Origin of the sequence: Pseudomonas sp. NPDC090208, from assembly GCF_044746785.1 — a bacterium.
In the GTDB taxonomy this organism is placed as follows: domain Bacteria; phylum Pseudomonadota; class Gammaproteobacteria; order Pseudomonadales; family Pseudomonadaceae; genus Aquipseudomonas.
Window position 1 is genome coordinate 166,420 of record NZ_JBIVCU010000003.1, and the last position, 12,788, is coordinate 179,207.

Here is a 12,788-nt window from a genome sequence, read left to right on the forward strand (position 1 = left end):
GTCGAATGCTCGCTCTCGTAGTGGCGGAAACGAGTAACCATTCAAAATTTGTTTGACAGGTTTTTAGGTCGTGGCTAACCTCTAATTTGTGTCTAGAGGGGTTACGTGACTGGCGCCTCAAGCGACGAAAAATGGGTGGTCTCTCGCGTGACGCTCCCTCCCAGCCAATCGGACCAAGTGCCTAAACGGCCCTACAGGAGAATCTTATGAAAGCGATCGTTCTAGAGAAATTTGGCGGTCTGGATAGCCTGGTTTATCAAGACATTCCGGAACCCACCGCCAAGGACGGATATGTTGTCATCGAGATCAAGGCGTTCGGCATCAATCACGCCGAGATGCACATGCGCCGGGGTGAATGGGCGGAGGCAGCACCGGTCAGCGGCATTGAATGCGTGGGGATTGTGAAGTCATGCCCTAGTGGCGAATTCCCGGTCGGCGCGAAGGTGGCCGCCTTGATGGGAGGGCTGGGCCGAACCATCAACGGCAGCTACGCGCACTTTACCCGTGCGCCGGTTTCCAACGTCGCGTTGATCGACGCCGATCTGCCGTGGGCCGATCTGGCAGCAATTCCGGAAACCTACGCCACGGCTTGGACCTGTCTTTTCCGCAGTCTGGAAATCGAAAAAGGCCAGACCGTCCTCATTCGAGGTGCTACCTCGTCGTTCGGCCAGGCAGCGGTGAAACTGGCGGTGAATGCAGGGGCGCGTGTGGTTGCCACGACCCGTAGCGAGAAACGTGCGCAGATGCTTACGGATCTCGGCGCGGTTGCGGTGGAGCTAGAAGGACCGCAGCTATCGGCCCGCATCAAAGGTGCGAAGACTTTCGATGCGGTACTCGATCTCGTGGGCAACAGCACGGTGATCGATTCGCTGGCAATCGTTCGCCGCGGTGGGCGTGTCTGCTTGGCAGGCTGGTTGGGTGGGCTTGAGCCGATCGCTGATTTCAATCCGCTGTTGCAGATGTCCAGTGGCGTCTATCTGACCTTCTTCGGAAGCTTCGTCTTTGGCACCGAAGGCTTCCCGTTGGCCGATGTGCCGTTGCAGGCAATTGCCCGAGAAGCAGCCGAAGGCAGGCTCGACGTCAAACCGACGCGAGTCTTCAAATTCGAGGAAATCCATGAGGCTCATCGCGTCATGGAGGCCAATGAAGCAGCCGGTAAAATGGTCGTGGTTGTCGATTGATCCCCCAACCCAAATGCGTTGAATGAGGAGATTGCGATGGTGAAGTCTGTAGCTATTGTCACGGGTGCAAGTCAGGGGATTGGTCGCGCCACGGCCCTTCGCCTGGCCAAGGATTTTGAGGCACTGGTTCTGGTGGCGAGAAACCGCGAAAACCTGCAAGACACGGCCCGGCAGGTCGAGGCGATCGGCGCGCAAACGCTGGTGCTAGACGCCGATATCTCCGCGCCGGGTGTGCCCTCAGAAGTGGTTGAACAGACGGTGGCCCGGTTTGGCAGGATTGACGCCCTGTTGAACATCGCCGGGGCCGTGCCTCAGATCGATCTGTTCGAGATGACCGACGAGCAGTGGCACAACGGTGCCGAGCTCAAGTTACACGGCGCACGGCGGATGACGCTGGCGGCGTGGCCTGAGATCAAGGCATCACGAGGTTCGGTGGTACTGATGTCCGGCAACTCGGCGGATACGCCAAAAGCCGGCTATGCAGCGGTCGCGACCATCAACGCTGCCATTGTGGCGTTGGCCAAGGCGTTCGCTGATCGCGGTATTCAGGACGGCGTACAGGTCAACAGTGTGTTGCCGGGGCCGGTGATGACGGGGCGTCGCCGTTCCTTTCTGGAGAAATGGGCACCTGCCAATGGCATGAGCGTTGAAGAGGCGACGATCAGGTTCCCGCAGAACGCCGGGATTTCAAGATTTGGCGAGCCTGAAGAGATTGCCGACCTGCTGGCGTTCCTGGTGTCGCCGACTGCGAAGTGGATGACCGGATCTGCGCTGCGAATCGACGGGGGAGAGGTGAAATCCGTCTGAGGTTGATTGCACATCCTGCCCAACAAGCCAGGTGTCACCGAAGCGGTGTGGCACTTGGCTTTTGCATTCATGGCCCCTTCACTGAGTTGCGACCAAGTGTTTGGACCTGCGAATGTCGCCCGGGGTCATGCCCATGCGTTGGGTGAACGCCCGCCGAAACGCAGCGACGGATTGATACCCGACGGCTTCGGCAATCGCCTCGGTAGGCAGGGTCGTGGAGGTCAGTTCATTGGCGGCCATGGTCATGCGCACGTCGGTGAGGATGGCGTTCGCCGACTTGCCCACTTTGTCCTGAAAATGACGAATCAGGGTCGCCCGGGACATGTTGCACAGATCCGCCAGCTCCGGCAGCGTCCAGGCGCGGGCTGGGTCGTTGAAGATGGCGGTCAACGCGGGCGCCAGCCTTGGGTGGCCTGCCATCGCCAGCAAGCCTACCGGTGTATCCGCCGATTCGCTGGCAAGGCGCAGGGTCATGGTGAACAGCGCGGTAGACAGTGCATCCAGCATGGCGTTGCCCCCCAGGCTTGCGACCAGTGACTCTTGCCGCATTAGGGCCAGCAGATGAGTCAGTTGCGGGTGCGTCTGCGTGTCAGAGGGCTGGCTGGCTGTGCGTACGATCAAGCGACCCGGCAAATAATCCCTGATGAAGCGGTCATGGGGCGGCTGGATCACGAAGCGGCCGCAAAGCATCTCCAGTGGCTCACCGTCGCCGGTATTTTCGCTGACCACCAGATTGAGTTCATCACGGTAGCTTGCTTGGGGCGGCGTGATGCCGCTGCCGTCATGCAACACGTGTTCAGACCCATGCAGCATCAGCAGTACGTCACCTGCCTGTAATCGTTGCTGCGCGCCAAGACCCGGTGTTTCAAGAATGGCCGATCCGCGCATCACCACGTGATAAGGCATCTCTCCCGGTTCTGAGTCTTCGTAGACGACCTGCCACGGGGCTCCGTATGTGCACCGCAGTTCCAGGCGCCCTTTGACGGAAATCATGTCTAGTAGACGGCTGAGCCAGTCCTGTTGGCGAGAAGAGGTGGTCATGAACGAGTTCCGTTTATTGATACTTATGAGCACTATAGTGAGCAATTATAGTCTCTACAAGATCAATTGTGCTGGATAAAGTGGAGCCATCTAACCCACCGAGCAGGAGTTTCACCATGAGCCGCATCGCAATCCCCGCTGTTGCAACTGCCACCGGCGCCACCGCTGACGTCTATGCCGAAGTCCGGAAAATCGCCGGCGGCACGGTGCCTAATCTGTTCGCCGCGTTAGGTCATCTGGTACCTGATGCATTGTCGGCTGTTCTCAACGCAGAAGGCGTCCTGGCTAGCGGCAGCTTGAGCAAGCAGGACCTGGAAACGATCAAGTTGCTGATCAGCGAGCAGACCGGTTGTGACTACTGCGTCGCGGCCCACGTGATGTTGGGCAAGATGACCGGGCTGCCATCCCAGATCCTGTCCCAGATCCGTCAGGGCGCGTCCACAGGGGACAGCAAACGCGATGCCCTGGTCAGCTTCGTACTGAAGCTGCAGAAGACCAGCGGCACCCTGAGCGATGCCGATGTTGTTGCGATCCGCCAGGCGGGTTACAGCGATGCGCAACTGGCGGAAATCTCGCTGACGATCGCGCTGACCATCTTCACCAACACCTTCAACCGCATCAACGACACCGACATCGACATGCCGCCGGTGAAGTGAATTGCGCCGGGATCCGGGCGCCACAGTGCACTAGAAGAAAGAGGCCTTCGAGCCTCTTTTGCATTTTTAGCCATCTTGGTATTGGAAGCCTTTGCGAGGCTGCCGCGCTTCATGGATACCCTGAAAACCTGCAAGGCTCAGCGTCCGCTTTCGATAGCTGTCGTTCTCTGGATGGCGGCTATAAGCCCGCCAGAATCACAAGGGAATGATCTTCGGGACAAAGGTGATAAAAGGCCGCCTCCATGGAGGCGGCCCTTGGGCATCAACCAGCCGTTGGAACGGCCGCTGCCAATGATCGTGTAATCGAGGGTATGAACGAGGTCTCTGAAGTCCTTGTACACCAGGTGCATCGGTACGAGGGTACAGCTAGCGTCGTCGGTCGTCTGACTGATGACCTGGACGATGTCCAGTGATCGTGCCGAGGTCGGCGAAGCAAGCCAAGACGAGGGAATGTACAAATGTTTTCATTTGCCAAGTGGCAGCGGCCATGCTGGAAATGTTCGCAAGGGATGAGAGATCAAGCCAATGTGGAATAGTCGGTGTATCCGTCCGCATAGCCTTCTGGGCTATGCCAAAATAGGTGCTGGGGTCGGCCGCATTGAGCGGTGCATCGCTTTTCAATCGGTGAATTAAATCTGGATTGGCTAGCGTCATTTGCCCGTACGATTCAAGATCTGCCAGACCGCTGGCAATGTCTTTCCCGACGTCCTCACGCGGCCGATCAGGTCGGTTCAGAATGAGCGCCTGATGCCAGAGCTTGCGCAGATCGTGCAAAAGCGCGTCGCCGCCGTAGTGAACAATATGCAGGTACGCGAGGCCGAGCTTATCGAGTTCGCCCACCAGATAACGATACAGATCGGGGCCCTCACCACCATGGTTGAGTCCCATCCCGCCGAATCCGGGCGACAGGCGAATACCCGTTCGATCCGCTCCAATTTCCTCCACCACAGCCTGTGCAACCTCGATGGCAAAACGTGCGCGGTTCTCCAGCGTACCGCCGTAGCGATCCGTACGCTGGTTGCTGCTGATCGCCAGGAACTGATGAATGAGGTAGGCGATGCCATGGATCTCCACACCGTCGCCTCCGGCATCCACTGCCCGGCGTGCGGCGTGTTGGTACTCGTTGATCACCTGCGGGATTTCATCGAGTCCGAGCGCACGCGGCACTGGGATGTCCTTCATACCTGACAAGGTAAATATCTGTTCACAGGGGCTATGGCCGAGGGCGCCACACCTTGCCGATGATGAGGCGTGTTGAGCGGATGTGACATGCGCCCGGCATGCATCAGTTGAAAGAAGATGCGAGAACCCTGAGCGTGTACTGCGGCTGTAACTTCACGCCAGCCTGTCACGTGTGCATCCGTGTAGATGCCGGGTGTTGCGGGATATCCTTGGCCGTCGTCGGAAGGCTGGGTGCCTTCCGTGATGATCAGACCCACGCTTGCGCGCTGCGCGTAGTACTGGGCGGCAAGTGGTCCGGGTGAGCCGTCAACATTGGCGCGGGCTCGGGTCATCGGCGCCATGACGATGCGATTTTGAAGCAATGCGCTGCCAAGCATTGTGGGTGTGAACAGTTGGCTCATGCCTGCAACTCCATCTTCACGAGATTGGGGCCTGCCAGCGGGCCTGTCGGTGGCTGGAACAAACGACTGCCCGTTTCGATATCTCCCATGTCGGCGCCGAAGAACCCCAGGCGCTCGATCAGAGATGCGATCTCAGCCTTGGCAGCCGCATCCTCGCCTGCGTAGAACAGAATCCGTTGACCGCCTTCTTTTGTAGGCTCGGCCGCCAGATTCCAATAGGCGTGATGATTGAACGCCTTGACTAAACGGGCACCAGGGACCATTTGCGCGACCAGCGCTGAAGAGGCTTGACCACCGATATCGATGGCAGAGAAGGGCTGCTTTTGCAGTGGATTGGTTGTGTCCACCACGATGCGCCCTTCGAAGTCTGGCAGGCCCGTGAGTGCCTCCTTCAAGTGCTTCCAGGGAACCGCCACGAACACGATGTTCTTGGCAGCTGCGTCTTCGCGTGTCCCGGCCTTGATCGAAGGACCCAGTTGCCTGACCTGCTCGTGGAGGGTTTCAGGTCCTCGGCTGTTGGCCAGTGTTGCTTCAATGTTCAAACGCGCGAGCTGCTGAGCGATTGCGCTGCCGATCTGTCCGGCGCCAATGATTCCGATGCTTTTCATATCTGCTCCTGTTTATCCTTCACTCGAAGCGGCAGGCTTCCTCGAAGGACAGCCGAGGGTCACGTGGGTACAGGCGCGCGTCATCGCCATAGCCGATGGTGAAAATGAAATTTGCTTTCCATGACGTGCCGCTGAAAAAAGCCTCATCGATGATCGCGTTGTGGAAACCGGACATGGGGCACACATCCAGCCCCAGGCCGCGCGCTGCGATCATCAGGTATGCTCCCGTCAGCGAGCTGCTGCGGTAGGCAATCGACTCGGCAAAGGCTGCGTCAGCCTCGAACATCGGCTTGAAATTCATTCGAGGGAACAGGCGAGGTGCCTGGTCGAAGAACCTCGTATCCTGAGCCACGATGGCCGTCACAGGCGCCATCCGCACTTGCTCGGGGTTGCTGCCCATGCCCTCAAGCGCGGGGTAAAGCTTGCGTTTCCCTTCCTCGGAGCGGACAAAAACGATGCGGGCAGGCTGAAGGTTCCCGCTGGTAGGGCCCCATTTGGCCAGTTCGTAGAGTGCCTTGAGCGACTCGTCCGATACGGCTCTATCTGTCCAGTGGTGGTGAGACCGGGCATCTGTGAACAGTTGAGCCAGCACATCGTTGGTCATCGCAGAACGAATAGACATGGTGTTCTCCTCCGAACCTGTTATCGAATGTACCGGCGGTCCAGGCGACCTTCTTCGACCAGGCGTTTGCCGATGGTTTGGATGTGGGCTTCTCCGACCTTCAGCGCCTGCGGTGAGGTGTGAACCGAGTAATAGCCCAGGGCGAGATCGTGCTTGTGAGGTATGGCAGACCCCAGGATGAACTGGGTATCAGTCAAGGCCTCGAAGTGAACCGACTGACTGGAACGTTCGAACGCAACCAACTCTTCAGGGTGAAGCTCTTCACCGTTGGCCAGCAGCCCTCCTTCAACGGGTGATACCCAGAGCACCGTATGCCCCGTAGGCGAGACATAGGTCCACCGCTCTCCAGCCTTGAGTTTCACGGCCAGGAAATTCATAGGCGACGGGGTTTCGATTGCGCTGTTGACACTGCCGTAGCTGCCCAGCAGAACACGTGCCGGACCTGCGCTGACGATGTCTTCAGCCTTCTGAAAGGCAGAGTGTGTTGGCCCGAGTTCCGACTCGGGGGGCAGAGCAACCCAGAGCTGAAAGCCACGAACACGACCATGATCCTCATCGCCGACGCTGCCGCCGTGCCACATGCCTTTACCTGCCTGCATCCACTCGACGCCGCCGCTGGGCAGAACGACCGTGGTGCCATCCGGATCAATCAAGTCCATTCGCCCATCGATCAGATAGGACAACGTGGCAATCCCCGAATGTGGATGAAGGTCGCCCACGAAGGGCGGGCCCTGCATGTCGAAGAAATCCAGGAACACAAACGGTTTGAGGATCTGGCCGAAATCGGATGGGCTCATCAGGCGCACGGCAGGGCCGTTGCGTCGCCCATGGGTGCGATGAGTGATCTGACGCAGTTGCACAGTGGTTTTTTCAGCAGCGCGGGACATGGTCATCTCCTCGATCAGGCGGTTGTGTTGCGAGCGGTTTTCAGGGCATCCGACCACCAGAGCAGGTCGTCGATCATGCGTCCCGCCTGATCGTTCTGTGCCTGCAACGCGGCCTCGATTTCATCGGTTTTGCCCTGGAAATGGGCATAGATCGCGCCGACCGGGATATGCACTGCTGTACGAATCGATGCCATTTGAAGCTCGGTCGCGATTTCGCGCAGTTGCTGTACGGCGCGGGCGCCGCCAACGCTGCCCCAGCTCACGAAACCAATCGGCTTGCGATTCCACTCCGGGTAGACCCAGTCCAGCGCGTTCTTCAGAACCGCGGGCGGGCCAAAGTTGTATTCGGCCGTGGCCACCACGAACGCATCAGTGGTCGCAATCTGTTCAGTCCAGCGACGAACATTTTCGTTTTCATACGCCGGACGGCCAGGAAAGCCGGGAAGCATGGCGCTGTCGAAGAACGGCAGATCAAAATCGCGCAGGTCGAGCAAGCGCACCTTGAGCCCTTCACGTTGTTCCATGTGGTGCTTGATCCAGTTGGCTGGGGCGCTGGAGAAGCGGCTGTTACGAGTGCTGCCGACGATGACGGAAACGGTGGTCATGGTGAGTCTCCTGAGAAAAAGTGAGGCGCCTGTGCGCCATGGAGCCCACTTTAGGAAGTCATCGATAATTCAGAAAGATGGGTGGGTGAGATGCACTCGTTCATAAATGAGTGCAATTAGTAGGACTATTGGCCGGTTCAGGCTCGGTCTAGAATGGGCGGATCTCTCTCACTCATGCAGAAACGGCGGTAATCACGTGGACCTGAATGATGTTGCACTTTTTGTTCAAGTCGTTCGAGCGGGGAGTTTCGCCGAAGCAGGGCGGCGTCTCGGCATGCCACCCAGTACTGCCAGCAGGCGTGTGCAGCAATTGGAGGCCGCGTTAGGTACACGGCTGATGCAGCGCACCACGCGGCGTTTAGTGTTGACCGATGCAGGGACCAATTTTTACGCCGAATCTGCCGATCAGATCGATGCGTTGCTGCGGGTTGCCGGTCAGGTGACAAATGATTCTGCCGAGATTGCCGGTCGCGTTCGGGTGGCGGCTCCTGTGGATTTTTTCAACTGGTTTCCGGCACAGGCTGTGGCGCAATTCATCGCCGAGCATCCGCGAGTGCGTCTTGAGTTCGAGCTAAATGACGCGCGCGTCGATCTGCTGGGCGAAGGAATAGACGTCGCCATGCGCGGCGGTGATCGCGATCCATCGCTGTTCGCACGCAAACTGGGCACGAGTTATCAAACGATGGTGGCGAGCCCAGGCTACTTGGCGGCACACGGCGTACCGGCCCAACCTGGAGATCTAAGTGGCCATCACTGCATCACCTCACCGTCTCACGGTGGTCCTCGCACCACCTGGCGACTAGGCGGTGTCGACAATCAAGCGGCGACCATCGAAGTGGACGGACCGTTTCAAGCCAATACGTCTTCTGCGCAGCTTGAAGCTGCACTGGCCGGATTGGGTATTGCGCTGCTGCCCATAGCACTCAGCGCTGCCCATATCGACGCAGGGCGATTGAAGGAAGTGCTCCCTGATTACACTTCAGGCGCAATAGGCGTGCATCTTGTCTATCACAGCCGCCGTCAACTGCCTCGTGCGGTATCTGCGTTCATCGAATTCGCAGCAAACACCATCAAGGAAATGGGGTTGATGGACAGCGGTAAACGCAGTGAGAAGTCATCGCTCAAGAGATAGAGATCCGCCTGCCAACCGAGTGAGACTCTCCTTTCGACCCGTTAGGATCCAGAGCCTCACTCGAAATGGGAACCCGTGCCTGACCATCCCGAAAGCTCATTCGGATAGCGTTCAGGGGGCCATTCGTGCGCGGCCCGGTTGTCCAGAAATTGCCTCGGCTTAATTACTTCACAGGAGGGCATTTCAGGGAGCATAGGGATGTTCGGCCAGGCGGGTAAGCGCCCCGGTAGCAAAAATCGACCAGTCCTTATGTCCCAGCCCACGGGCCACTGCCTCTGTCATTTTGGCCCGCACCGCGTCGGCTGCAGGCAATTCCAGGTTTACGCTTTGGGCTGCCTTGATGGCCAGGTTTATGTCCTTCAGACCCAGCGACAATTTGAAGCCAGGCTCGAACGTACCGTTGATGATGTTCTGCCCATACCGTTGATAGCTGGGGGAGGGGAAGAGGGTTTGGGTCATGAGGGTGATGAAAACATCGGGCGTCACTCCGTAACATTCGGCGAGTGCGCTGGCTTCGCCGAGGGACTGGATCGCCTGGGTGATCATCATGTTGCCTGCGATTTTTGCGATGGACGCCTGAATGGGCTGATCGCCGAGAGGCCAGGTGTGCTTGCCCAGCACGTCAAAGATTCCCTGGACAATCGCGATGGCTGACGGCGAGCCGGCCACCAGGATATTCAGCTCGCCTCTGGCTGCCACTGCGGGCACACCAAACACTGGCGCAGCGACCAATTCGACACCGCTGTCGTGATGAGCGGATTGAAGCTCCGTCATCAGCACAGGCGATAGCGTCGACATCACAATGTGTACGCAACCTTTATCGGCGCTGCCCAGAGCGTTCGAAGCGAGCAGCACCTCGCGCACCGCCTGATCATCCGCCAACAGGGTGATGGCCACATCTGCCTGGAATGCGCCTGCCGGTGAGTCCAGCGGGTGTACGTTTGGCAGATCCGCCAGCGCATCCGCGCTGCGATTCCAGGCCGATACACAATGCCCTGCGTCGATGAGCAACGGGATCATGGCTTTTCCCATGCTGCCTGTGCCGATAAAACCAATCTTCATCACCAACTCCTGCCTTGCTGTTGAGTGAACGTGCCTGCGAGCCAGTATGTGAGTTGGGGGATTGCTACGGGAGTGCCATTGTTGCAACCTCGTCGTTCATTTTTGTACGGGGTGAGGCATGGACTGGAGTGACATGCGGGTCTTTCTGGCGATTGCCCGCAGCGGCTCATTAGGCGCGGCGGCGAAGCAGCTGGGTGTCAGCCATCCGACGGTAGGCCGCCGCTTACAGGTGCTTGAGCAAAGCAGTGGCCAACCCCTTTTTTTGCGCACTGCTCAGGGGCTGGTGCTGACCGACAGTGGTGAACAGATTCTCGGTCTGGCTCAGGAGATGGAGCACAGCGCGCTGGCGATTGAGCGTCGCCTGGCCGGTGACAGCGATCAGCCTGAGGGCCTGTTGCGGATCTCCTCCGCAGACTGGTTCGCCGGTTACGTTCTGGCACCGGTCCTGAGGGAGTTGGCGCGACGTTATCCGTTGATCGTGCCTGAGGTTATTCCTGGGCATCGACTGTTTGATTTGTCCCGCCGCGATGCGGATATCGCTTTTCGCATCGTGCCCTTCACTGAGCCCGACATCGTTCATCGCAAGCTGACGACCATGCGCTACGGCCTGTACGCGAGCGTTGAAAGTACAGCGCCAAAGCCTGATGGCGAAGGCTTGGGGTTAATTACCATGAACATCGCCCAAGCCCACTATCCCGACGTGCAATGGTTGCAGCAGCGTTATCCGCTGGCCCGCGTCGTGTTCACCAGCAGCAGCCGCACAGTACAGGCCCGGGTGTGTGCGAGCGGCCTTGGCGTGGCGGTCCTGCCGCGTCCGCTTGGCGACCGCACGCCGGGCCTTCAACTGCTGGATCCGGACGAGCCGCCACCGGGTCGAGATATCTGGATGGGCTATCACCAAGACATGCGCCAGATGGACAGACTGCGCGCGCTCGCTGACTTGGCATCGAGCATGCTCGGGTCTGATTAGCGATGCGCTGAACCTGCGATATCAGCGTAGCGTATAGGAGAATCATGGGGCGACTGGCTGGCGCAACAGGCTGAAACTAAGCCCCGCACCCAAGGCCAGGAAGCCAGCGATGCAGAGTACGGAAATGTTGAAAGCGTGGGTAATCACCGTCGCGTCCGTGTGCGTCCCCAGCAGGGTATAGAAGACCCCACCAATCACAGCGACGCTCAGCGAAGTACTGATCTGCAACGACGCGCTGGTGATCCCCGCGATCATGCCCGAGTAGTCCGGCGCCACCCTTCCCGTGACCATTCGCATCAACGTTGGCAGGGCCAGGCCTTGCCCAAATCCGATCACAAACAGAATGATGGCCAGCAGCGGACCAGACGGAGTGAGGTCAGTGGGCGTCGCTGACACAAGCCATGCCAGCGCCAGGAATCCGATGACCTCCAATGCCATGCCCACAGGATTGACGTAAGCGCCAAAGAGGCGTTTGAACTGGCCGGTCGACAAAGGCCCCAAGAGAAAGCCCGCACCAAAAGGAAGAAAGATCAGACCCGCATGGAGCGGTGTTGCGTGCAGAGCGCCCTGCAGATAAATCGAAAACAACAGGAAGAACACACCGATCGCATAGAAGCACAGCGCGACCAACAGTGCTCGGCCCAGGCCTGGCGCCTTTAACGCGGCAGGGTTGAGCAGGGGGGTACCACCGGCGCGATGCAAACGGATTTCGTATTGCCAGAACAGCCAGGCCAGAACGGGGACCGCAGCCAGCGACAGCCAGGCCCACAGCGGCCAGCCGGCTTCGCGGCCTTCGATCAAGGGTACGATCAACGCACCCAGCGTCAGGATCGACAACGCGGTGCCGCAGATGTCCAGCTTGCTTGCATGCGCCGCGCGGGTTTCCTTGAACACGGGAATCCCGAACAACACAACCAGCAATGCAATCGGTAGGTTCACCAGAAAGATCGCTCGCCATCCCGTCCCCATGACGTTGAGGGCAATCAGAATGCCGCCCAACGCCTGACCGATCACGGACGCCAGCCCAAATACGGCGCCGTAGATGCTCAACGCCAGGGGCTTTTCAGATTCCGGAAAGATGGCCTGCACCGATGCGAGTGCCTGAGGCGCCATCACGGCCGCGGTCACGCCTTGCAGGGCACGCCCGATAATCAGTATCCATGGCGAGGAGGCGAGTCCGCAGAGCAATGATGCTGCCGCGAACCCGGCCAATCCCAGAAAAAACATCCGCCCGCGACCGTACAGATCGCCCAGGCGCCCGCCGGTGATCAGTGTGACGGCATACAGCGTCGCGTAAGAGGAGATCACCAATTGTTCGGCGGAAGAGCCCGTTCCCAAATCATTCTGAATGGAGGGCAGGGCAACGTTGACGATGAAGAAATCCAGAGGCGGCAGGAACGCGCCGACCAGTAGGATGACGAACATGAACCAGCGTTTGGGTTCGAGGGAAAGGGTTGCGTTCTGTGACATGAAAAGGCTTCTTCAAGAAAACTGAGTGGCGCCAACTTAGCGATTTTCTCAGCCGTTTTCGCCTCACAAAAATGCACGGTCCACGTTCAGTTATGGCAGTGCCGCCGCCTGCAAATGCCGCTCACAATGGCCCGACTGGTGTTTCAATTGATCCACTCATCCAA

The 12,788-nt window shown here is 58.7% G+C and carries 15 protein-coding genes; 5 read left to right on the top strand and 10 right to left on the bottom strand.

The annotated features are described in order from the left end of the window. The first annotated feature begins 206 nt into the window (after positions 1–206). Together ACIPL0_RS06510 and ACIPL0_RS06515 are read left to right on the top strand one after the other, a co-directional pair. Positions 207–1,181, top strand: a complete 975-nt coding sequence (locus ACIPL0_RS06510) for a zinc-binding alcohol dehydrogenase family protein (protein WP_400731352.1) — start codon at positions 207–209, stop codon at positions 1,179–1,181. A 36-nt stretch (positions 1,182–1,217) separates the two neighbouring features. Then, positions 1,218–1,988, top strand: coding sequence for an SDR family oxidoreductase (locus ACIPL0_RS06515; protein ID WP_400731353.1), 771 nt, complete (start codon positions 1,218–1,220; stop codon positions 1,986–1,988). A 78-nt stretch (positions 1,989–2,066) separates the two neighbouring features. Here ACIPL0_RS06515 and ACIPL0_RS06520 read toward each other — a convergent pair whose 3' ends face one another. Further along, a complete protein-coding gene (locus ACIPL0_RS06520) occupies positions 2,067–3,029 on the bottom strand; it encodes a cupin domain-containing protein (protein WP_400731354.1) in 963 nt (320 codons plus the stop codon). Positions 3,030–3,145: 116 nt separating this feature from the next. Here ACIPL0_RS06520 and ACIPL0_RS06525 point away from each other — a divergent pair, with 116 nt between their 5' ends. Continuing rightward, positions 3,146–3,685: a carboxymuconolactone decarboxylase family protein gene (locus tag ACIPL0_RS06525; protein ID WP_400731355.1), complete on the top strand. Its 540-nt coding sequence runs from the start codon at positions 3,146–3,148 to the stop codon at positions 3,683–3,685. A 137-nt stretch (positions 3,686–3,822) separates the two neighbouring features. On the opposite strand, the gene ACIPL0_RS06530 is transcribed toward ACIPL0_RS06525, so the two are convergent. Genes ACIPL0_RS06530 through ACIPL0_RS06560 form a run of 7 tightly spaced genes read right to left on the bottom strand, consistent with a single transcriptional unit; the run spans position 3,823 to position 7,990 of the window. Further along, complete coding sequence (locus ACIPL0_RS06530; RefSeq protein ID WP_400731356.1) at positions 3,823–4,143, bottom strand: DUF2790 domain-containing protein; 321 nt, start codon at positions 4,141–4,143, stop codon at positions 3,823–3,825. Next, entirely contained in the window at positions 4,052–4,867 is an 816-nt protein-coding gene (locus ACIPL0_RS06535; RefSeq protein ID WP_400731511.1) for an oxidoreductase, read from the bottom strand. The genes ACIPL0_RS06530 and ACIPL0_RS06535 overlap by 92 nt, the downstream gene beginning before the upstream one ends. After that, positions 4,864–5,268, bottom strand: coding sequence for a hypothetical protein (locus ACIPL0_RS06540; protein WP_400731357.1), 405 nt, complete (start codon positions 5,266–5,268; stop codon positions 4,864–4,866). Before ACIPL0_RS06540 ends, ACIPL0_RS06535 begins: the two co-directional genes overlap by 4 nt. Then, complete coding sequence (locus ACIPL0_RS06545) at positions 5,265–5,876, bottom strand: NADPH-dependent F420 reductase (RefSeq protein WP_400731358.1); 612 nt, start codon at positions 5,874–5,876, stop codon at positions 5,265–5,267. The genes ACIPL0_RS06540 and ACIPL0_RS06545 overlap by 4 nt, the downstream gene beginning before the upstream one ends. Positions 5,877–5,895: 19 nt before the next feature. Beyond that, entirely contained in the window at positions 5,896–6,498 is a 603-nt protein-coding gene (locus ACIPL0_RS06550) for a malonic semialdehyde reductase (RefSeq protein WP_400731359.1), read from the bottom strand. A 20-nt stretch (positions 6,499–6,518) separates the two neighbouring features. Then, positions 6,519–7,385, bottom strand: a complete 867-nt coding sequence (locus tag ACIPL0_RS06555; RefSeq protein WP_400731360.1) for a pirin family protein — start codon at positions 7,383–7,385, stop codon at positions 6,519–6,521. A gap of 14 nt (positions 7,386–7,399) precedes the next feature. Continuing rightward, positions 7,400–7,990 (bottom strand): NADPH-dependent FMN reductase, encoded by a 591-nt coding sequence (locus ACIPL0_RS06560; RefSeq protein ID WP_400731361.1) that lies wholly within the window; start codon positions 7,988–7,990, stop codon positions 7,400–7,402. A gap of 196 nt (positions 7,991–8,186) precedes the next feature. Between ACIPL0_RS06560 and ACIPL0_RS06565 the strand changes: the two genes are divergently transcribed. Beyond that, the gene (locus ACIPL0_RS06565; protein ID WP_400731362.1) at positions 8,187–9,122 is read left to right on the top strand and encodes a LysR family transcriptional regulator; all 936 of its coding nucleotides are present in this window, start codon (positions 8,187–8,189) and stop codon (positions 9,120–9,122) included. Positions 9,123–9,305: 183 nt separating this feature from the next. Here ACIPL0_RS06565 and ACIPL0_RS06570 read toward each other — a convergent pair whose 3' ends face one another. Beyond that, the gene (locus tag ACIPL0_RS06570) at positions 9,306–10,184 is read right to left on the bottom strand and encodes an NAD(P)-dependent oxidoreductase (protein ID WP_400731363.1); all 879 of its coding nucleotides are present in this window, start codon (positions 10,182–10,184) and stop codon (positions 9,306–9,308) included. A gap of 118 nt (positions 10,185–10,302) precedes the next feature. Here ACIPL0_RS06570 and ACIPL0_RS06575 point away from each other — a divergent pair, with 118 nt between their 5' ends. After that, a complete protein-coding gene (locus ACIPL0_RS06575; protein ID WP_400731364.1) occupies positions 10,303–11,154 on the top strand; it encodes a LysR family transcriptional regulator in 852 nt (283 codons plus the stop codon). A gap of 42 nt (positions 11,155–11,196) precedes the next feature. On the opposite strand, the gene ACIPL0_RS06580 is transcribed toward ACIPL0_RS06575, so the two are convergent. Beyond that, positions 11,197–12,624: an MFS transporter gene (locus ACIPL0_RS06580; protein WP_400731365.1), complete on the bottom strand. Its 1,428-nt coding sequence runs from the start codon at positions 12,622–12,624 to the stop codon at positions 11,197–11,199. Between the last annotated feature and the right edge of the window lie 164 nt (positions 12,625–12,788).

Excerpts from the sequence above, each read along its gene's own strand:
- ACIPL0_RS06510 (WP_400731352.1), top strand. The coding sequence starts at position 207 with ATGAAAGCGATCGTTCTAGAGAAATTTGGCGGTCTGGATAGCCTGGTT.
- ACIPL0_RS06555 (WP_400731360.1), bottom strand. The coding sequence starts at position 7,385 with ATGTCCCGCGCTGCTGAAAAAACCACTGTGCAACTGCGTCAGATCACT.
- ACIPL0_RS06580 (WP_400731365.1), bottom strand. The coding sequence starts at position 12,624 with ATGTCACAGAACGCAACCCTTTCCCTCGAACCCAAACGCTGGTTCATG.
- ACIPL0_RS06515 (WP_400731353.1), top strand. The coding sequence starts at position 1,218 with ATGGTGAAGTCTGTAGCTATTGTCACGGGTGCAAGTCAGGGGATTGGT.
- ACIPL0_RS06570 (WP_400731363.1), bottom strand. The coding sequence starts at position 10,184 with ATGAAGATTGGTTTTATCGGCACAGGCAGCATGGGAAAAGCCATGATC.
- ACIPL0_RS06540 (WP_400731357.1), bottom strand. The coding sequence starts at position 5,268 with ATGAGCCAACTGTTCACACCCACAATGCTTGGCAGCGCATTGCTTCAA.
- ACIPL0_RS06550 (WP_400731359.1), bottom strand. The coding sequence starts at position 6,498 with ATGTCTATTCGTTCTGCGATGACCAACGATGTGCTGGCTCAACTGTTC.
- ACIPL0_RS06525 (WP_400731355.1), top strand. The coding sequence starts at position 3,146 with ATGAGCCGCATCGCAATCCCCGCTGTTGCAACTGCCACCGGCGCCACC.
- ACIPL0_RS06535 (WP_400731511.1), bottom strand. The coding sequence starts at position 4,867 with ATGAAGGACATCCCAGTGCCGCGTGCGCTCGGACTCGATGAAATCCCG.
- ACIPL0_RS06545 (WP_400731358.1), bottom strand. The coding sequence starts at position 5,876 with ATGAAAAGCATCGGAATCATTGGCGCCGGACAGATCGGCAGCGCAATC.
- ACIPL0_RS06520 (WP_400731354.1), bottom strand. The coding sequence starts at position 3,029 with ATGACCACCTCTTCTCGCCAACAGGACTGGCTCAGCCGTCTACTAGAC.
- ACIPL0_RS06575 (WP_400731364.1), top strand. The coding sequence starts at position 10,303 with ATGGACTGGAGTGACATGCGGGTCTTTCTGGCGATTGCCCGCAGCGGC.
- ACIPL0_RS06560 (WP_400731361.1), bottom strand. The coding sequence starts at position 7,990 with ATGACCACCGTTTCCGTCATCGTCGGCAGCACTCGTAACAGCCGCTTC.